The organism is Pseudoalteromonas sp. Z1A8 (assembly GCF_011378855.1).
GTDB lineage: Bacteria > Pseudomonadota > Gammaproteobacteria > Enterobacterales > Alteromonadaceae > Pseudoalteromonas.
Genome location: NZ_WTLB01000037.1, coordinates 1 through 19605 on the forward strand (window position 1 = coordinate 1; position 19605 = coordinate 19605).

At 37.6% G+C, this 19605-nt stretch carries 18 protein-coding genes and 1 pseudogene; 10 read left to right on the forward strand and 9 right to left on the reverse strand.

The features are described from left to right. Both GQR55_RS14175 and GQR55_RS14180 read left to right on the forward strand, forming a co-directional pair. Positions 1-1391: pseudogene (locus GQR55_RS14175) on the forward strand (transglutaminase); the annotation flags it as partial. Between the two features lie 92 nt (positions 1392-1483). After that, positions 1484-2593: a DUF547 domain-containing protein gene (locus GQR55_RS14180; protein ID WP_166421112.1), complete on the forward strand. Its 1110-nt coding sequence runs from the start codon at positions 1484-1486 to the stop codon at positions 2591-2593. Positions 2594-3175: 582 nt separating this feature from the next. Here GQR55_RS14180 and ylqF read toward each other — a convergent pair. Then, positions 3176-4120, reverse strand: a complete 945-nt coding sequence (gene ylqF / locus GQR55_RS14185) for a ribosome biogenesis GTPase YlqF (RefSeq protein ID WP_096792205.1) — start codon at positions 4118-4120, stop codon at positions 3176-3178. 91 nt (positions 4121-4211) lie between these two features. Between ylqF and GQR55_RS14190 the strand changes: the two genes are divergently transcribed. Further along, positions 4212-4748, forward strand: a complete 537-nt coding sequence (locus tag GQR55_RS14190) for a YaeQ family protein (protein ID WP_166421113.1) — start codon at positions 4212-4214, stop codon at positions 4746-4748. Positions 4749-4931: 183 nt separating this feature from the next. Next, positions 4932-5537 carry an alpha/beta fold hydrolase gene (locus GQR55_RS14195; RefSeq protein WP_166421114.1) on the forward strand — a complete coding sequence of 202 codons (606 nt, stop codon included), beginning with the start codon at positions 4932-4934 and terminating at the stop codon, positions 5535-5537. Here the strand turns inward: GQR55_RS14195 and GQR55_RS14200 are convergent. Beyond that, on the reverse strand, positions 5534-5743 hold the full coding sequence (locus GQR55_RS14200; protein WP_166421115.1) for a hypothetical protein: 210 nt from the start codon (positions 5741-5743) through the stop codon (positions 5534-5536). The genes GQR55_RS14195 and GQR55_RS14200 overlap by 4 nt on opposite strands. 334 nt (positions 5744-6077) lie before the next feature. Between GQR55_RS14200 and GQR55_RS14205 the strand changes: the two genes are divergently transcribed. Next, entirely contained in the window at positions 6078-6551 is a 474-nt protein-coding gene (locus GQR55_RS14205) for a Dps family protein (protein ID WP_166421116.1), read from the forward strand. 296 nt (positions 6552-6847) lie between these two features. Here the strand turns inward: GQR55_RS14205 and GQR55_RS14210 are convergent, their stop codons facing one another. Next, positions 6848-9790, reverse strand: coding sequence for a TonB-dependent receptor (locus GQR55_RS14210; protein ID WP_166421117.1), 2943 nt, complete (start codon positions 9788-9790; stop codon positions 6848-6850). Between the two features lie 238 nt (positions 9791-10028). Between GQR55_RS14210 and GQR55_RS14215 the strand changes: the two genes are divergently transcribed. Beyond that, on the forward strand, positions 10029-10781 hold the full coding sequence (locus GQR55_RS14215) for a response regulator transcription factor (protein WP_166421118.1): 753 nt from the start codon (positions 10029-10031) through the stop codon (positions 10779-10781). Between the two features lie 22 nt (positions 10782-10803). Here GQR55_RS14215 and GQR55_RS14220 read toward each other — a convergent pair whose 3' ends face one another. From GQR55_RS14220 to GQR55_RS14235, 4 genes are all read right to left on the reverse strand, one after another. Continuing rightward, a complete protein-coding gene (locus GQR55_RS14220) occupies positions 10804-11202 on the reverse strand; it encodes a hypothetical protein (RefSeq protein WP_166421119.1) in 399 nt (132 codons plus the stop codon). Between the two features lie 60 nt (positions 11203-11262). Further along, positions 11263-13338 carry a S9 family peptidase gene (locus GQR55_RS14225; protein ID WP_166421120.1) on the reverse strand — a complete coding sequence of 692 codons (2076 nt, stop codon included), beginning with the start codon at positions 13336-13338 and terminating at the stop codon, positions 11263-11265. Positions 13339-13479: 141 nt separating this feature from the next. Beyond that, positions 13480-14043 (reverse strand): chitin-binding protein, encoded by a 564-nt coding sequence (locus tag GQR55_RS14230; RefSeq protein WP_166421121.1) that lies wholly within the window; start codon positions 14041-14043, stop codon positions 13480-13482. Between the two features lie 210 nt (positions 14044-14253). After that, positions 14254-14910, reverse strand: coding sequence for a cytochrome b/b6 domain-containing protein (locus GQR55_RS14235; protein ID WP_166421122.1), 657 nt, complete (start codon positions 14908-14910; stop codon positions 14254-14256). Positions 14911-15017: 107 nt separating this feature from the next. Here GQR55_RS14235 and GQR55_RS14240 point away from each other — a divergent pair, with 107 nt between their 5' ends. The 3 genes from GQR55_RS14240 to GQR55_RS14250 all read left to right on the forward strand — a co-directional run bounded on the left by GQR55_RS14240 (position 15018) and on the right by GQR55_RS14250 (position 16588). Further along, on the forward strand, positions 15018-15722 hold the full coding sequence (locus tag GQR55_RS14240; protein WP_166421123.1) for an AzlC family ABC transporter permease: 705 nt from the start codon (positions 15018-15020) through the stop codon (positions 15720-15722). Next, positions 15719-16018 carry an AzlD domain-containing protein gene (locus tag GQR55_RS14245; protein ID WP_004335020.1) on the forward strand — a complete coding sequence of 100 codons (300 nt, stop codon included), beginning with the start codon at positions 15719-15721 and terminating at the stop codon, positions 16016-16018. The genes GQR55_RS14240 and GQR55_RS14245 overlap by 4 nt, the downstream gene beginning before the upstream one ends. Positions 16019-16090: 72 nt before the next feature. Further along, positions 16091-16588 carry a glutathione peroxidase gene (locus GQR55_RS14250; protein ID WP_166421124.1) on the forward strand — a complete coding sequence of 166 codons (498 nt, stop codon included), beginning with the start codon at positions 16091-16093 and terminating at the stop codon, positions 16586-16588. Positions 16589-16705: 117 nt separating this feature from the next. On the opposite strand, the gene GQR55_RS14255 is transcribed toward GQR55_RS14250, so the two are convergent. After that, positions 16706-16891, reverse strand: a complete 186-nt coding sequence (locus GQR55_RS14255; RefSeq protein WP_007579801.1) for a hypothetical protein — start codon at positions 16889-16891, stop codon at positions 16706-16708. A 389-nt stretch (positions 16892-17280) separates the two neighbouring features. On the opposite strand from GQR55_RS14255, the gene GQR55_RS14260 reads away from it, so the two are divergent. Further along, positions 17281-18075, forward strand: coding sequence for a YggN family protein (locus GQR55_RS14260; RefSeq protein WP_166421125.1), 795 nt, complete (start codon positions 17281-17283; stop codon positions 18073-18075). A gap of 76 nt (positions 18076-18151) precedes the next feature. Here the strand turns inward: GQR55_RS14260 and GQR55_RS14265 are convergent, their stop codons facing one another. Then, complete coding sequence (locus tag GQR55_RS14265; protein ID WP_166421126.1) at positions 18152-19594, reverse strand: PLP-dependent aminotransferase family protein; 1443 nt, start codon at positions 19592-19594, stop codon at positions 18152-18154. Positions 19595-19605 lie beyond the last annotated feature (11 nt).

Below are 19605 nucleotides of genomic sequence, written 5' to 3' on the forward strand. Positions count from 1 at the left end.
TAATTTTTTCTGACTGCTTCTTCTGTATTTTTAAGTTTTTAATGTTTATATTCATATGGTTATCGCTTAATGCAGTGCCATTCAGAACTGACCCGCTTTACTTCAGCTATCCCAATATAATTAACACCACAATAAAACTACATTTTGCAGAAAAAGATTGGGGATTTGATAGCGAAAAAGAAGAAATTGATAACGACTACTTTAATTTAAAAACAACCACTGAATTTAATAATAACGTTTTAACACTGACCTATAACTATTACGCAAAACAAGATCATATAAAAGCCACTCAAATAGATGATTATTTAGTACAGCGTAAAAAGTTAATATCAGCGACGTACTACCCTATTTTAAAATACGCAGAAACAATCGAAACGCCTCAAACAACAGCTGATGTGTTAGATAGCTTTGGTTATAGCTGGCTTAAATATGTGTTGGCAGGCTATATTTTAGTACTCATATTCTTTTTTGCCGATTGGCGATTAGAGTCAGCCAAACGCCCTCACTTTGAAAACAGCCCATTCTACTGTGTATCGGTAAGTAAGTTTGTTATTTATAGTATTTTAAGTTTAGGTCTATTTGTTAATTACTGGAGTTATCGTAACTTTAAAGCAATTAAAGAGCGCGACAACTCAAGCATAATGCCTATTGCCCGAGGTATATTTGCATTTATATGGTACTACCCTTTGTACAAAGCACTAACTCAGCACAGCCAAAAACAATTTAATAAAAATAGAATTATGCCTAGTTGGGTTGCTGTAATACTTTGGTTAATAGTACTTGCCAGCACTTTTGCTTATCGTATGGATGAATACGCAACTATAGTAATTTGTATAATGCCATTTTTATGGCTACCTATGGTCAACTATATTGAGCAAACCGATACCAGTAAAGAAGCCCTACATTACAACTCGTATTGGCGAATTAGACAGTATTTAATATCACTCGCGTTTGCACCTTTATTATTTTTAGGTGTACTTCAAGAAATCAATATTTTACCTAATAGCTCCATTATAAAAGGCGATAGCCTATGGTCTTATCAAATACACTTTTTAAAACGTAATCGTCTAACGCCAGAAAACGAAGACATACTCTATTTTTATAGCGATGCCGTATTTGATTACCGAGAAGATGGTAACGGAATAACCGAGAACTATATTTTTAGTTACTACAAAAACGATGACGATAAGCTTGAATCGGATCTTAGTCACTTTAAAGACATAGAAAAAGTAGAAGCCACATACGGTAAAACCAAGCTTGATAACACAAGTATTAAAGTAATAAAAACTGACGGTAGTGATTTCTTGCTCATTGTAGGGAGCCTAAACAAACAAGATAAAGTACTTGTAAAGCAAATTAATCTAAGAATAATGGCTAATAAAACGCCATAACTTGACTAGGTTTAATTTAATACATAGTCTTAATTTGTTCACAAAACAAACAGCAGTGAATAATATTGGATATAATCATCGAGGGAAATAATATGATCAAATTAATAGCTAAATCTGTATTGCTGAGTACGTTAATATCTGCCCCGTGCCTTGCAGAAAGTAACAATACTACAAGCTCTTTAAACAGTAAAAATCAAGTGACTGCTAACTTTGCAGTTGACTATTCTCAATACAATGCAGTTTTAGAAGCCTCTGTTCTTGAGTTAGCTCGTTCTGATAGATCGTATATTTCCTATGATGAAAATGAGCAAGGTCCTAATCTTGGAAGTAACCGAGCTACTGATGCAGAAGCAAACCGCTTTTATTATGAACAATTTATTGATGATCCAGAATTAACAAAATCAATTGCAGCTATAAAAAGTAACCTTCTTAGTTATTTAGCAAACAATCAACTTAGTAAATTAAGTAATGAAGAACAAACTGCATTTTGGCTGAATTTACATAACGTAACAGTTATAAACGAATTAGCTCATCGCTACCCAAAAGAAACAAATAGTTTATCTTATGATGTGGCTGATAAAAGCAGCTTCTTTTACAAAAAGCAATTCACCTACAACGAGCAAACGCTGAGTCTAGATGACATTGAATACAAAATATTAATGCCATTAAATAAAAATAACCCTCTTGTTATGTACGGTTTGTATAAAGGTTATATCGGTTCACCAAATATTAGAACTCAAGCATATACAGCCAATAACTTAATGCCTTCATTGATTGATAACGCTCAAGAATTTATTAATTCAAATAGAGGTACTAATTACAGCAGTAACCTTCTAAATGTATCAACCATGTACAAAGATAAAAAAGCATACTTTAATGACTTTAATAATGACTTAATTGCTCACCTAAGTTTGTATGCAGATAACGATTTACTCAATAAGTTAAAAAGTAAAAAAACGGCTCTTTTTACTATCGATAATTATGACATTACCGACGTAACAGGCCCTAAACACCGAAACTCTTACGATATTATTACGAGCAATTGGAATAAAGCCTTATTGATCCCTCAGCATAGCTTTCCTCGCTTAAATAATCTTAATATTCCAGCTAAGCGAATCGTTATTCTTAGAGAGTTACAAAGAAAAAATAACTTGTTAAAAACAAACGTAAGTGATGAAAACGCCTACTACGCAAGCAACTAATAGCATAAACTTAATTAAAAAAATGCGCATTTAATGCGCATTTTTTATATTTATCCATCCTTATTTTATCCCACTTACTTCTTACTTGATCAAACAAAGCCAACCTTCTCGATAATTAAGTTAATACCAAATTACGTCAAATAAGTGTTCTATTATAGCGCTAAGAAAATAGCGTAATAACAAGACGAAAATTATCGTTCTTTTTTAGGTTTAACATTAGCTTATAAAACAAACATAGAGATAATAAGAATTATTTGCATTTGAGTGTTGACAGACAGTTAGATCTAACTGATAATCAATATCAACAAGACGGAAGACTTACTGGCTTGTGACGGAATGAATTGATTTATTGTTTCTAACCCTGGAACAACGTGTAGCGCACGTTAACAGCTATGGTTACTTATTATGGACCGCAACGCCCCTTGATGTTGATAATAAGTAACCGCCCTATTTTACTTGCTACATTGCTCATATCGGTGACGGTAGATATGAAACTAAAAAAGCCCTTACGGGCTTTTTTTATGTCTGTAGTTTAGTAAAACTAAATCACTTTAATTAAATAACCTGAACTCTGATTAAATATTAACGACGATTTTTGCGAGCTCGCGCTCGGCGTTGCAGTTTCTCTTCTTCTTTAGCTTGTTTTTTAGCTTCTGCTGCAGCGCGTAAACCAGCAACCATTACTTCTTCTTCCTCACGCATTTGCGGGGTTTCCATAGTAATGCGACCAATAATACCGTCGCGTAATTCGTTAATTAGTATTTCAGACATTTTGTATGTGTCTATTTGGTTACCACCACGAATACAACCACGTTTTTTACCCGCCATTTCAACAAACTCCCAATCACTTTCAGGAAGTTCGGCAATCTTATAACGCGCTTTTAAAAGCTCTGGGTATGCACGTAATAAATATTCAGCGGTATAGCTAGCTACTTCTTCATACTCAAGCGCCGTATCACGAATGGCACCAGTAGCGCCTAAGCGATAACCAGAGTTTTCGTTTTCTACTTTTGGCCATAGCATACCTGGCGTATCGTAAAGCATAATACCGTCTTCAAGCTTAATGCGTTGCTGCGCTTTAGTTACCGCAGGTTCATTACCTGTTTTTGCAACTATACGCCCAGCTAGTACATTAATTAACGTAGATTTACCCACGTTAGGAATACCCATTATCATGGCTTTAATTTGCTTGTCTGCACCCACTTTATGCGGCACTAACTTTTTACAAAGTTCGTTAATACGATGTACTTCAGCCGCTTTATCATGTCCAAAAGAAATAGCTTTAACGCCATTTTCTTGCTCAAAATAATCTTTCCAGATTTGAGTCATTTTAGGATCAGCTAAATCAGCTTTGTTCAAAATTTTGATGACCGGCTTACCTTCACGCAAGGTAGCCACCATCGGATTTTCACTACTATAAGGAATGCGCGCATCAAGCACTTCAATGATCACATCCATTTGTGGCATTATTTCTTTAATTTCATTGCGGGCTTTATTCATATGCCCAGGGAACCACTGGATAGCCATTTTTAACTCCTAACGTATAATTAACCGCTATTTTAACTGGCAATTCATTTAATTGCGCTATACTGACGCAAATTTTTTCAGATTAGTTGTTATGGCTCTTAAATCCACCATTATGAAAGTGCAGTTATCGCTTAGCGATATGGACCGCCACGTTTATCAAGATTTTAGTTTAACCTTGGCTCAACACCCATCAGAAACCGATCAGCGGTTGATGATTCGCTTACTCGCTTTTGCGCTAAATAGCTGTGATGGTTTAGAATTTACCAAAGGGTTAAGTGCGGATGATGAGCCAGAGCTCTGGCATGTAAGCTATAGCGAAGAAATAGAGCTGTGGGTTGAACTGGGTTTACCTGACGAAAAGCGTCTTAAAAAAGCCTGTAATAAATCTAAAAAAGTGGTGCTTTATACTTATGGTGAAAACAATCAAGCAATTTGGTGGCAAAAGCATCAGCCTAAATTGTATGAATTTAAAAATCTAAGTATTTTTAGCCTTGATTACGCAGCTACACAAGCACTTGCTGCTTTGGTCGATCGTGGGATTAAGCTTGCCATTACCATTCAAGATGGTGAAGTATGGGTAAATACCGATACAACAAATATCGAAATAAAACCACAGCAATTAATGTAACTAAGATAGGTATACCAATTGCATTAAATTAGTTATCTATTATAGCGACAAGGAAATAAGTCGATAGCAAGGCGAAAATTATGACATATAGTTGTTCTATATAAATAATTTTTAACGCAGGTAGCGGGTTATTTAATACGCTAGAATGATCATGTTTTTAATAAAATTGGTATTAGGGAGCATATGAAAGTTAAACACGTTATTGTTTTACATGGCTTGTATATGTCTGGCTTTGTTATGCGCCCACTTTGTTCACGACTTGAAGAGTCGGGTATGACAGTATTAAACATTACCTATAATACACTTGACCCTAATCGAGATACTATTTTTGCTCAAATCGATGAGTGTATTTCTAACGAACCTGCCGCATTAGTATGCCACTCTATGGGAGGGCTTATTGCACGTGCTTACCTAGAGGCAAACTCTCCTGCTAGCCAGAATATTACGAAGGTAATTACACTGGGTACTCCACATAAAGGCAGCCATATAGCGCAAAAAATGAAGCAAAAAGGGTTTGAATCATTTTTAAAAAATAGCGTGGAATTTTTATTAACTAAAAATGGTAACTGGCCTTTTAAAGCTAAGCTTTACAGTATTGCGGGCGATTTACCTATTGGGCTTATGCCTTTAATAGTTAAGGGTAGCCAATCAGATGGCACTGTACTACTCGATGAAACCAAACTTAAAGGTATGGCAGAACATAAAGTGTTTCATTTAAGCCATACCAGTATGATTTACTCGCGCCAAGTGCTCGACTACATTTTAAAATGCCTAAGTGAGGGCGATTAGTCCTCTGCATTGGCTGCTATTTTATAGCTAATTAAAAATACTACTCCCAATATAAGCGGAATGGGTGCTGCAATGTAGCCAAAAAAATCCGAATTCGCAAAGCTCGCACCTGCTAAGTGGGCTACTAACCCTAATACAAATGCGATGACTGCAATACCAACCACTATTAACTCTGCTTTATTTTGTTTTGCTGTTTTTGCATGCATGTTATCTCTCCTAATTATTTCGACAACTTTATTATGCGCCGTTAGGATGGATGATTTTTGACCTGCATCAATAAAAAAACAGCTAGATTATCGCCTTGTATAAAGTTTGTTTTAGATCATAATTTATACTTATTTAGGATTTATTTACTTTTAAGGGGTGGTATTTTTATTAATCAGACCCATTTCTATTAATAGTTAAAGGTGTGTATTGGTATCAAAAAAAGTTAATAGGTTAAAACTATTAACTAGATATATTTAAACGATTTCACTAAACAATAAAAATCCGCGATACTTATTACAAGTTCACAAACAAACGGTTATTCAGGAGCAAGTTATGTCACATGTAAACGCAATTGGTCTAAACAGTGCAAAAAGCGAAGACATCATAAAGTCACTCAATACATTATTGAGTAGCTACCAGATTCAATACATGAACGCGCGTGGTTTTCACTGGAACATTAAAGGCCGTAACTTTTTTGAACTACATGTTAAGTTTGAAGAAATTTATAACTTACTACTTCTCAAAGTAGATGAAGTTGCAGAGCGTATTTTAACGTTAGATGGCGCACCACTACATGCATTTTCTGATTACCTTGAAGTAAGTAAAATTAAAGAAGCTAAAGGTATTAGTGATGGTGTTACAGCCGTAGAGAATCTACTTGCTGGTTACAGTATATTAATTGAAATGCAGCGTGAGATATTAAGCCAAGCGGGTGATGCAGACGATGAAGGTACTGCTTCACTAATGAGCGATTACATCTCAGAGCAAGAAAAACTTGTTTGGATGTTAAAAGCTTACTTAGACTAAAATTAAGCAAAAAAAAGCCCTCAATGAAGAGGGCCACAAATAGGGATAAATCGTTAAATAACTTAGCGATTCGGTTACTATATTAGCCTCCTCCCAATACTAAACAACGCCCCTGTTACCAGTGGCGTTGTTTTTGGTTTAAGTGGGTACAATGCTTATATATTGGGATAAACAATGTATAAGTATTACTGCTCTTATTATTTTTCCAATAAAAAAGCCCCAGCGATACTGAGGCTTTGTGAACGTAATTAATTGAGTAAGTAATTAAGTAACGATATTAATATCGCTACTATTGGTTAGAACTTACTTCTAAAACCGATGTAGAATGATTGACCAATTGGGTCGTACGTACCTGCATCTGTTTCAGTACCCGTGCTTGAACCACTTACACCCGATAAAATGCGCGGTGGCTCTTTATCAAATAAGTTACTTGCACCAGCATAAAGCTCTGTTGAATCGCTGATATGGTAACTTGCTTGAACATCATGATATGTCACTGAACCAATCCCTACTCCACCTGGAGCAATACCAAAACCACTTAAGAATTGATCATCAAAGTCTGCAGCGCCAATGTAAGTTAAGCTCCAGTTAAAATCAAAATCGTTAAGTTTATAACCAAAGTTCCAGTTAGCTTTATGCTCTGATGCACCAATTTCTCCAGCAAACTCATCTTTATCAGCGCCTGGAAGTGGAATGCTATAACCATCGATTAGGTAAGTATAAGCAAGGCGTGTTCTAAACGCACCTGGGCCAATGTCTGTAGAGTACGTTAGTGTTAAATCAACACCTTCTGTACCTAAACCACCACTGTTAGATACACCACTGTCGATAAATTCTAGTGAACCAGCACTATTATTACCTGATGGCGCACTACGACGAGTTACAAAGTCACAAAAACTTGTATCGCCGCCGCCATAACATTGATCAAGAATAAACTGACGAGGTGTTGATACGATTGCATCTGTAATTTCGATATCAAAGTAATCAAGCGTAATGTCTAGTCCTGATATTAGGTTTTCTGGTGTAAATACCAAGCCTACTGTTACAGAGTCACCAACCTCTTCTTTTAAGTCTTGGTTACCACGGTTAAAGCCACTAATGCCTTGTAAGTCAGACTGGTTAAGCGTGAACTCACCATTTGAAGCAATATTGGTTGTAACACCACCATCTGTACGACAAGCATCACCAGCAGCACCACCGCCACTATTAGCAACACCTAAACATGGATCGTTTAAACCACTTGGGAAAGTTTGCGAAGGTGGAGAAAACAATTCATCGATATTTGGAGCACGTGTTGAGCGAGCACGAGTGGCACGTAAACGTAAACTGTCCATGATTTCCCAATCGACACCCACATTCCAACTTTCGGTATTACCTACTGTTGAATAATCAGATAAACGAACTGCTGCATTCATTGTTACAGAATCAAGCACTGGAATATTTGCTTCAACATAAAACTCAGTTACATCAAATTCACCTTCAGTCGCTGGGATTGCGTTACCTGCGTTTAAGCCAGCTTGTTGTAAGGCATCAAACTCACTGCGTGAAAACTCTTCGCGGTATTCAAAACCAGCCGCAATACCAACAATACCCGCTGGCAATTCAAATATATCACCTGAAATATTACCACCTACAATTTTTTGCTCAACTGATGTAGCAAGTGAGCTAGGTGCACTTACAAAATCAATAGCGCCTTGTGATAACGAATTAAAACCGTAAATGTCCACTGGCGCACAGTTAAAGCCACGAGCTGTCGCATCTATACAAATAGCTTCATTAGTAATGCCATCGCCATCTAAATCTTGGCTATCAACAACGGCTTCTAAACCTTGGCGGAAACTTTGTACATTAACTAAACCACCTGAAACTTGCTGTTCTTTTGTTTTACCATAAACATAGTAAGTATCGTAAAACCAACCGTCGGCTATTTCACCTTGAAAACCAAGTGCTAAACGGAACGTATCACGCTCTGCACGTGCGCCACGGTTACCTACATCACTTAAACGCTTAGCAAAAAAGATATCTCGTGCGCCATCACCGTCGGTATCAGTTGCTGCGTTATAAATACCGTCAGGAACAAACGCGTTACGTAAGAGCTCACCGTTTACATTAAATTCAATTGGAACACGGCCATTGGCATAAATGTCGTCAGAGGCAAAAGGAAATGGCTCTAATTCAGAAACGGTTGTCGTTGCAGCGTAAGTACCTTCATAAAAAAAGCTGTGCTTATCGCTTAGCTCATAGCTACCGTTTGAGGCAAATAAGTAACGCTCTGTAGGTATCGCGATAGTACGCACACCACTTCGGTTAAAACCATTTGCTGCTACGCCGTCGCCGCCATTAGAACTAAATGAGTTTTGTAGATTGTTTGCATCATTAAACGTAAATGTCTCATCCCCAGCGTTAAAACGACCCTGTGGTGGAAACGAAGATAAAAATGGGCTTACTGCATCAAATACAGAACCTGGATTTGCTACTGGATCATCTTCAAAGAAAATACCTGAAAATTGATCTACTGCCGAGCGGTCACGATCACGTGAGAAAACAGCGCCTTGATCAGAGTAACCAAGGTGAAACATAGCGTGCCCTTTACCATCTGAGCTTGATAAGCCTGAGGTAAAGTTAAATTGGCGTGACTCATCATCGCCTTCACTTGATTCACCATACTGACCTTCAAATTCAACGCCTTCAAAGTCATCTTTTAAAACAAAGTTAACTACACCAGCAACAGCGTCAGAACCATAAACAGATGAAGCACCACCGGTCATAATTTCAACACGTTCGATAAATTGACTCGGAATAGTATTTAAATCGACAGCAGAACTACCAGGTACACCCGATACATAGCGGCGACCATTAACTAAAACCAATGTACGGTTAGAACCTAAATTACGTAAATCAACTGTAGCAACACCCGCACTGGCAGTATTAAAGTTTGAGTTGGTACGGCTAATAGCTGGTGAACCAAATGCTGGATTCTCTAATAATAAGTCTTGGATATTTAATGAACCAGATGCATCAATAGCGGCGCTATCTACAACTTGAATAGGCGCTGATGACATTGCCTCAGCTGAACGAATACGAGAACCCGTAACCTGTACACGTTCTATTTTAGTAATTTCGTCATCTTCTGCAGCCACACCTTGAAATGAAATGCTTGCAAGTATCGCGCTGCTTAGCGCAACTGTTAACGACGACTTTTTAAATAATCGCGCGCTACCTTTGTTAGTTAATGTCATGTAATTCCCCTGAATTGTTATTTTTGTAACTAAATGGTTACTTCGCGGATTACAGTAAGGGGATTTATTTAAACACTCTACGGGCATTATTTATGAGGCGTAGTCTTTGGTACGAATAGCAGGTTTTATGGGATGAATTAGTACGTCACAATTATTTTATAAATATATTGTACTTTCTATAACAGTTTTTCCGCTAAGCACGGTCTTTATTATTATATACAGCAAGAGATATAAAATAATGATCGCTTCTTTTCATGCATTAACTTTTGTTAGCGACACTAAGTTTGCAACATTTTTAACAAAGCGCGTGCAAGATCACCGACACTTTGAATCTCAATCTTTTCTTCAGTCAAACAGATTAGATCAAATAGATACAGATCAATACAACGTACTATTTTATGAACTAACCAACCTAGCTGACCCTATGCAAATAGTGCATTTAACGGAGCTCGCAAAAAAGCTTAAGTTAGTCATTATTGCCCAGTCGGGTCATTTTGCGAGTTTTGCTTTTGAAGTGGGTGCTATTGATTTTTTAATATTGGATTCAACTGCACCACGTGTTAATAAGTGCTTTGATAAACTTATTCATCTTTGCCCAATAGCAAGCGCGGCCGAGCGCCAATATCAACAAAGCACACAAGCTGAAAAACCGTCATCACAAATAATCGTTAAAGATGTAGGTAAGGTAAGGCTAATTGATATAAAAGATATTATTTGGATAAATGGTGCAGGCAATTATGTAGAGCTGCACTTTACTCAAGGTAGTACACCGGTATTACACCGCGAAACCATGAAAAATATTGAACAGCAGCTAGAACCAGAAGGGTTTATTCGTATTCATCGCTCAACGTTGGTAAGAAAACAGGCTATTTGCGAACTGATGCCTACCGACAGTGGCGATTATAAAGTAAGACTAAAAAATGACATGTGTTTAAACCTTTCAAGACGCTATAAAGGGTGTTTAGAGAGTATTATAAGCCCTCTTCAGTAGCGGTTTATAATACTCATATTAATTACCAGTATTGTTTTATATAACTGTCATTTGGATGCACTAATAAATAACTTTCGGCATCTTTATAAAAATTAACTTCGACTTCGCTATTTTTCCATACTTTTTCAAACATGTGTTTAGCTATGATATTAATGTTTATATAGTCAACTCGTTGATAGCCACGTTCTTTTACATCAGAAAAGTAAGCCTCTAAAGAATCAAGGCTATCTAAAGTTAACAGCTCAAATTCCTCTAAATTAACCACCACAAACTTAATGGTATTTTTAGGGTGGCTACCCAGCTCCTGCATAACACCACTCGTTAACAACGCAATACCTTCGTTGTTAAAGCTTCCATTTAGCTTTAAATACATAGTAGGTGGCTGTGAAAAAATTTGAAATTCGCCATGTGCTCCAAACATAAATTACTCTATATATATCAACTTCTATATATAGAGTAATACAATTTTACGATTTTGCAGTTAATTTAACAGTGCAATAAAAAAGGCCATTTCGAGGGCTTTTTCCTCTAAGCTTTTAAAACGACCCGATGCGCCACCATGCCCTGCATCCATATCGGTTTTAAATACTAAAATATTACTGTCTGTTTTAAGTTCACGCATTTTTGCAACCCATTTCATAGGCTCCCAATACTGTACCTGCGAGTCATGAAGACCGGTAGTAACGAGTATGTTCGGGTAGTTTTGTGCGCTAATATTGTCATAAGGCGAGTAAGCTTCTATCACATTATAAAACTGTGGATCATTTGGGTTACCCCATTCATCGTATTCATTTGTTGTAAGCGGAATACTCTCATCTAGCATCGTGGTTAATACGTCTAAAAATGGTACATGACAGCCAACACCGCAATATAACTCTGGTGCCTGGTTTACAACCGCCCCCATTAATAGGCCACCGGCACTGCCGCCTGAGGCAAACACCTTATTGCTATCACAATAACCTTGATCAACAAGCGCTTTTGTCACATCAATAAAGTCACTAAAGCTATTTTGTTTATGCTCTTTTTTACCTTGCTCATACCATTCGCGGCCTAGCATTTCAGAGCCCCGAACATGCGCAATAACATAAACAAAGCCACGATCGAGTAAGCTCAGTGACGAACTAGAAAAGCTAGGATCAATCGTATAACCATAGGCGCCATAGCCGTATTGAAATAACGGATTTGTGCCATCTTTTTTAAAGCTGTCTTTTCGATAAACAACAGATACAGGTACTTTAACTCCGTCGCGAGCAGTTACCATTAATCGCTCTGACTGATAGTCATCGGCATTAAAACTACCGAGTACTTTTTGCTGTTTAAGCAGTGTTTTTTCGCCAGTTGCTAAATCAACATCATATAAAGAGCCTGGTGTTGTTAAACTTGAGTAATAAATACGCGCAGTCCGTGTGTCTGGCTCTGGGTTCATTGCTATTGCAGCATAATAACAAGGATCGGCAAACTCAAGTGCCATACGATTCCCTTGCCTATTAACAACTACGAATCGAGCTTGCCCTTGCTCGCGTTCACTCAATACTAAAAAGTCATTAAATAACTCTACACCTTCAAGCAGTACATTTTCTCTGTGGGCTGTATGCTCAAACCATTGTGTTTTATCAGCAATGGTTTCGCTTGTTGCCGTCATTAGTCTAAAGTTTTTAGCTTGCCAGTTAGTCACAATATAAAAAGTGTCGCCTAGCTTATCTACGTCAAACTCGTGACCATCTTCACGCGGCATTAATGCTTTAAATTCGCCAGTGGGCTTATTAGCATCAAGCACCCATGTGTCGTTGGTCTCTGTCGATGCTAAATCAATAATAATTAAGCTTTCATCGCGGCTTTTACCAAGTCCCATAAAAAAGCTGCTGTCTTGCTCTTCGTAAACCATTACGTCTTGGCTTTGCTCACTGCCAAGCTCATGCCTAAATACTTGGTATCCTAGTAGCGTTTTTAAATCTTTTTTTACATAAAAAACAGTTTTATTGTCGTTAGCCCAAACAACTTGCCCTTCTGTATTTTCAAGTACGTCGGGTAGCATTTCATCTGTCTCTAAGCTTTTAAAGCGAACATTATAAATACGGCGACCTTCAGTATCTTCTGAGTAAGCCATAAGCTGCTCGCATGGGCTTAGAGCAACTTCTCCTAGCTCATAAAACTCAAATCCCTCAGCTAATACATTCACATCGAGTAAAAGCTCTTTATTATCAGCTTGTATGCTCGTGCTTCTATAGTGGCGAGAGTACTCATCATCACCACGAACTTCTGAGTGATACCAGTATTTCCCGTCTTTAACGGGTACCGAGTTATCGTCTTTTACAATGCGTGCTTTTAGCTCTTCAAAAAGTGTATTTTGGAGTGGCTTCATTGCAGCTAACTGTTCATCGCAATATGCATTTTCAGCATGTAAATGTGCAAGTACTTGCTCATCCTGACGATCGTCATCACGCATCCAATAGTAATTATCAGTACGTATTTTATTATGAGTACTTAATGTATGGGCTTGCTGTTTAGCAATCGGGAAATTAGGTAATAAACTTAAAGAATAGTCAGGACGAGACACAACAAAACCAATTAAAAAAATAATGTGATTTGCAGTTTATCATAAAAATAAAAAAGCCCATCCAATAGTTGGATGGGCTAAAACGGTAAACGCTTCATTACTAAAACAGCTATACCTTTGGGAAGATAATTCACTTAAGCCTTATATTTGCTGCCAAGCCATAGCCCAACTTTGTCCAACACCGGGCTCGAACATAAACTTTTTATCGTCACTCGCGCGGCAAAACTCATTAAATGGCCAAGGCTTACATTGATAAACATGCCCTGTTTTTGGCTGCAATACCTTTGTACCCGCATTATAGTTTTCACAATTTTCAGGGTACACGTAATCATAAGTATCAAGGTTATTAACAACACGCTCATCGCATTTTGCAATACAATGAAAATCGACATGCGCTTTACATATACCACTGCTTTGCAAAGCAAAAATTTCATTATTTCGATAGGCTACAATTAAACCTTGTTCGGTCATTTTACCTGCGCTAACAAGAGGTACATGCACATTAATGTGCTCGGCAACTAATCGTGGCCATGCGTGAGGTTCACCTTGTTCAAGCGAGGTGATTTTGTAATCAAATGATAAACTAACTAGCACTCCTTGCATGTCGTAAAAGGTTACACTCACCACATCACCAATAAATAATTGGGTATGATGATTTAAGCAACCTATTGTTGACCACTTTCCACAGGCCAACGACGTATGCATAAACACAGCAACACCTTAAGAGTTACAAAATCTTATCCATATACTATGGATACACAAAAAATACACTGACGGCAAGCGATACATAACTCTTTAGTCTTTATGCAGTTGGTTTGCCAGTAATGTGGCGATTATAATTCGGCCTCGCACAACAATCAAACAAAAGAACGTAACCAAAAATAAAAACCAACCCTTTAAGGTTGGTTTTATGTTTTAACTAAACAAATAAGTTAAAGGCTCTTTCGCCCACGTAAATACCAGCAACACCAGTAAAGATATAAATATTAGCCACGCAGGCCAAGACGCTTTTGTTACTTTAGCCTCAGAGTCATTCCCTTTTAATTCTTTTGAGCCTGTGATCATCGCTTTAACTAGCGGTTTACCTTTTATTCTATAAACAATAATAGCTAATACATGTAAACCAATAGCATAAAGTAAAATGTCAAAATTCAGCTCATGTAACCAGTTTGAAAAATCAATCACATCGCTCGACACATATTGAGTCAGCGGGCCATCAGTTAAAATGCCATCGCTACTCATTAGGCCGCTAACGAGTTGCGTTATAATTAATATAAAAAACACTATCACCATACAACTACCGGGCGCTGAATGGCCTAGCGAGTCGCTTGGTGATTTTAATGCCTTAAAAATAGATTTAGGAGAATGTAGTAACGCACTTAACCTTGCGGTTTTACTACCAATAACGCCCCATATTAAACGTGTTACGATAAGCGCTACAGTAAAAAAGCCAGCAACAAAATGAAGCTCAATCATGCCCTCTTCAATACTAAAATAAAGCACCGCAATACTTACAACCAAAAACCAATGAAAGCATCTAATAAACCCATCCCACACTTTTAACGTCGTCATTGCGCCTATCCTTAAAAAAACAGTATTATCTAATTCGTTAACTACTTTAACATCATAATATTAAGGTATCCTTATGCGCTATTCTACTCACCAACAGAGTAAAAATCATGCAACCAGTTAAAAAAGCTATTTTAAAAGGCTTTTTAGATATGCTACCACTGTGTTTAGCCGTTGTTCCTTGGGGTATTTTATGTGGCTCTTTAGCCATACAAAATGGCTTTAGCGCCTTTGAAACCCAAGCAATGTCGTTATTAGTTTTTGCAGGCTCTGCACAGCTTGTGGCGATTGAACTTATGGCGGGCAACACTCCCTTGCTAACCATTCTATTCACAACATTTATTATTAGCTCTCGGCATTTTTTATACGGATTAGCCGTGCGTCATAAGGTGATTGATCAACCTATGCGTTGGCGCTTACCAGTAAGTTTTGTATTAACCGATGAGCTATTTGCATTTTCTCATCACCGAAAAGCATACAGAACAAAAACACGTTTAATATACGCATTAAGCGCTGGTTTTAGTTTTTATATTGCATGGAATATTTGGACATTAATTGGCATTGTAGCGGGCACAATGCTGCCCGACTTAACTAATTTAGGGCTCGACTTTGCAATTGCTGCGACGTTTATCGCTTTGGTTATTCCGGGGATTAAAAATTTGGCCTCACTTGTTACGGTAATTGTAGCGGGTATTAGCGCAACGCTTTTAAAAAGCACAGGATTTGAGTTATGGCTTGTTTGCTCTGCACTACTGGCAATGAGCGCAGGTTATACTATAGCCAGGCTAACCGCTAAAAAGGAAGTAACGCCATGATGACGACTATTTTACTCATGGCGTGTATTACATTTTTTACACGTTATTTATTTTTGCATCGTGCTTTACCGTTTAAAGTGGGACCTAAAATGCAGCAGTTTTTAAGCTTTAGCGCCCCCGCAGTGCTTACCGCTATTTGGGTGCCTATTGTGTTTTTAAATGAAGATGGCATTAATTTAAACTGGCAAAACCCTTATTTAAGCGCCGCGATAGTTGCTATTATTGTTGCCTACAAAACACATAATATTTATTACACAACGCTTGCCGGCATGGGACTATTTTTAATATTAAATTAGTGCGTTCTTTATACTTTATGAAAGAGTTCACTCAGGTTAAAATGCGGCTAACAACAATAAAAAGACGTCAATATGCACAAATTTCATCAATTAAGCGCAACAAGCTTGCAGGGTCAACCTATCAACTTTAAAGATTTTGAAGGTAGGGTTGTGCTTATTGTTAATACCGCAAGTAAATGTGGATTTACCTACCAGTACGAGTCACTGCAAGCTTTGCACGATAAGTATGCCAGCCAAGGTTTAGTTATTTTGGGATTCCCATGTAACCAATTTGGTCAGCAAGAACCAGGGAGTGCAGAACAAATTAAGCAAGAATGTTTAATTAACTACGGCGTTAGCTTTTTAATGGCAGCCAAAGTAGATGTCAACGGTCAGCATGCACATCCGGTATTTCGTCACTTAAAATCAGCCTTACCTGGTTTTTTAACACGTAAAATAAAATGGAATTTTACTAAATTTTTAATTGCCGCAGATGGTACGCCAATTAAGCGCTATGCACCTTTTACTAAACCCGAAAAGCTAGAGCTTACAATTCAAAAAGCATTAACGCAGGCTAAAAATATGCTTTAAAAAGTAATAAAGAGGCGCAAGGCCTCTTTATTGCCAATACTATTAAAACTAAAACATACGTATAACTGTACATTTAAACTCTCAATATTAATTGGTATCTATTTATACTAGCGAAATTTAATCGGTGTAATCGCTTAAATCGTCTTCGCCTAGATTTTTACGCAAGCGTTTTTGCTCAAGGTAGTCTTCCAACTTCTTCTTAACCTTTTGCTTGTTCTTATCGTGTTGATTACGTCCGAGCATTTCGTACTCGTCTTCAACAAAATCGTCATCTAGCGCATCGTAACTAAATGTCTTACCCACAACCCACTCCATAAAGTGTTTGAGACCAACCAAGGATTTTATTATCGCAATAGTCGGTAAAATTAAAAAATGTTCAACGCTAAAGTGCTCTGCAAATTAACATCAAAATAAAGCCACGTGACTACTGTAAATAGTCTTCATGTCAGTAATGTGAATAAATAGCGCTAAATTTGAATTGAGGAAAGTGAGAGTTTTTTATCGTATCGATAAATAAAATTTATTAATTTTTATTAGTTAGCCAATTTGACTAAAAAATGGTTGTTTATTAATTAATTTCACTTACTAAAAAACAAACAAAAACAGTTAACCATCTGTTTTATATTAAAAAATAAAACTGGCACCAAACTTGTTATTAATTAATCGTCATCAACAAAAAGTAGAGAATAAACATGAAAAAATTACTATTAGTTAGCGCATTAATTTGTACACCTGCTGCAATGGCTCACAACGACAACGATTCTGCAATTTCATTTAGTAATGATGAATGTAACGTCGAATTTAAAAATGACGTACGCATTAAGCCAAACGAATTAGAAATTTTTACCGCTAACAATAAAACCATGCAATTTAATACCCATGGTGACTTAACCGTAGATGGCGAATTTGTAGCGCTGAATAATTCGCAGCGCGAAGCACTGAATAAGTACTCTGATAGTTTACGCACACAATTACCTGAAGTAGCTAATATAGCGCTAGAAGGTGTTAAAATTGCCGGTGTGGCATTAGAAGAAGTAGGCAATGCATTTAATATAGACGGCCTTGATAATATGTCTGAGCTTATGGACGACATTAAAATTGAGGTAGAAAACACATTTTACCAACAAGGTACATTTGTAATGGGTCAACAAAGCTTTAACCAATTTGGTGAAAACTTTGAGCAACAATTTGAAGAGCAAATAGAAACGGCTGTTGAGTCTGCCGTAATGCAATCTATGGGCAGTATTTTAGTGGCTTTAGGCTCTGAATTACTTGGTTCTGGTGGCGATATGGATGCCTTTGAGCAACGCATGGAAAATATGGGCGCTCAAATAGAAGAAAAAGTAGAGCTTCATGCAAGCGCACTTGAAGAACGCGCTAACTCTTTATGTGAAAACTTTGCTGATATTGCAGAACAAGAAGAGCAATTAGTAATGCAAGTGCCAGAACTTAAAGGTTACCAGTTATTTAGCTTTAAACTCAATTAATACAGCAAACGTTATTTAACATCCCTTTGGCAGCACTTAAGTTTACTTAAATGCTGCTTTTTTGTGTTTCACGAACTTACTTTTTAGCTAATAAAGTAAGCTTACCCAGAGTAATAATTGCTTGCTCTATCTGCTCGCTCCACTGCACACCATAACTTAATCTTACACAGCTTTTATATTTATTAGAGGCTGAAAAAATAAGCCCCGGGGTTATGCTAATACCCACTTCAAGCGCAAGTAAAAATAACTTTTGGCTATCGTATTCGCCTCCTAAATCAAGCCACATTACGCAGCCTCCCTTAGGGTCGCTTATACGTGTGTTTTTTGGCATCGCTTGTTGTAAGCACCATCGCATACGCTCTTTGTTATCACGTAGGCGCTGCCTGAGTACTTTTAGGTTTCGATCGTACTCGCCGCTGGCAATAAATTCTGATAACGCCCATTGATTTATTAACGACGCAGAGCAACTTAGTGCTCTTTTATATCGCCTTGCTTGCGTTGCAAATTTACCGGCAACTAACCAACCTACACGATAGCTTGGCGCTGCCGTTTTAGAAAAAGATGAGCAACTGATCACTAATCCTTTTTTAGAATACGCTAAAGCAGGAGTGCCTCGTTTTGCCGTAAAATATAAATCGCCGTATACGTCATCTTCAATAAGCACTACGTCGTGGCTTTCAAGTAGCTCCACCAGCTGCTGTCTGTTTGTATCTGGCATAAAACTGCCCACGGGGTTACTAATAGCAGTTGAGAATAAACAGGCTTTTATATCATGCTCGTTTAAAGCCCGTTCTAAATCGTTTAACCAAATGCCGTTATCTGGACACAGTGGTATTTCGAGCGCTTTGAGGCCTAAGCTCTCTATTAGCTCTATAATACCGTGATAACAGGGCGTTTCTATGGCCACTATATCGCCTGGCTTTGTCACACATTTAAGCGCAATAGCCATGGCTTCCTGTGCACCATTGGTGATCACAAGCTCGTCCATATCAATACCAATGCCAAAATCTAGATAGCGATGCACTAGTTGCTTTTTCAGCGGTACAAATCCATCTGTTGGCCCATAGTTAATGGCTTTACTGCCGGCAATTGTCATTACGCGGCGCATATTTCTGGCAAGTGCTTTATCGGTAGGTGCAGCGGCTATAGGGTTAGCGATACCAAAAGGGACTACGTTAGCTTGATGAATGGCGCTGTATACCTGCTCTATTAAGGCTTGTTTATTTACCACAACAGGCTCTCGACTTAACTTAACTCGCTTAGGTAAGTTATGCGCGGCGTTAACCGCTTTTAAAAAGTAGCCTGACTTTTCGCGTGCCTCTACTAGCCCTTGATCCTCAAGTGCTTGATACGCTTGTTTTACAGTGGGAATACTTATATTTAAGTTATCTGCCATTTTACGCAGTGATGGAAGTTTTTCGCCGGGGAGTAAAACTTGTTGAGCGCTCATATCTCTAATTAACTGAATAACTTGTTGATATAAAAAATCGTGCCCTTGGCTATTTTTTTGTCTTATCATCACACACCAAA

Coding starts and splice junctions, on each gene's coding strand:
- GQR55_RS14195 (WP_166421114.1), top strand. CDS start 4,932: ATGAAAGTTAAACACGTTATTGTTTTACATGGCTTGTATATGTCTGGC.
- GQR55_RS14190 (WP_166421113.1), top strand. CDS start 4,212: ATGGCTCTTAAATCCACCATTATGAAAGTGCAGTTATCGCTTAGCGAT.
- GQR55_RS14210 (WP_166421117.1), bottom strand. CDS start 9,790: ATGACATTAACTAACAAAGGTAGCGCGCGATTATTTAAAAAGTCGTCG.
- GQR55_RS14265 (WP_166421126.1), bottom strand. CDS start 19,594: ATGATAAGACAAAAAAATAGCCAAGGGCACGATTTTTTATATCAACAA.
- GQR55_RS14260 (WP_166421125.1), top strand. CDS start 17,281: ATGAAAAAATTACTATTAGTTAGCGCATTAATTTGTACACCTGCTGCA.
- GQR55_RS14215 (WP_166421118.1), top strand. CDS start 10,029: ATGATCGCTTCTTTTCATGCATTAACTTTTGTTAGCGACACTAAGTTT.
- GQR55_RS14235 (WP_166421122.1), bottom strand. CDS start 14,910: ATGACGACGTTAAAAGTGTGGGATGGGTTTATTAGATGCTTTCATTGG.
- GQR55_RS14230 (WP_166421121.1), bottom strand. CDS start 14,043: ATGCATACGTCGTTGGCCTGTGGAAAGTGGTCAACAATAGGTTGCTTA.
- GQR55_RS14245 (WP_004335020.1), top strand. CDS start 15,719: ATGATGACGACTATTTTACTCATGGCGTGTATTACATTTTTTACACGT.
- GQR55_RS14240 (WP_166421123.1), top strand. CDS start 15,018: ATGCAACCAGTTAAAAAAGCTATTTTAAAAGGCTTTTTAGATATGCTA.
- GQR55_RS14220 (WP_166421119.1), bottom strand. CDS start 11,202: ATGTTTGGAGCACATGGCGAATTTCAAATTTTTTCACAGCCACCTACT.
- GQR55_RS14205 (WP_166421116.1), top strand. CDS start 6,078: ATGTCACATGTAAACGCAATTGGTCTAAACAGTGCAAAAAGCGAAGAC.
- ylqF (WP_096792205.1), bottom strand. CDS start 4,120: ATGGCTATCCAGTGGTTCCCTGGGCATATGAATAAAGCCCGCAATGAA.
- GQR55_RS14200 (WP_166421115.1), bottom strand. CDS start 5,743: ATGCATGCAAAAACAGCAAAACAAAATAAAGCAGAGTTAATAGTGGTT.
- GQR55_RS14250 (WP_166421124.1), top strand. CDS start 16,091: ATGCACAAATTTCATCAATTAAGCGCAACAAGCTTGCAGGGTCAACCT.
- GQR55_RS14180 (WP_166421112.1), top strand. CDS start 1,484: ATGATCAAATTAATAGCTAAATCTGTATTGCTGAGTACGTTAATATCT.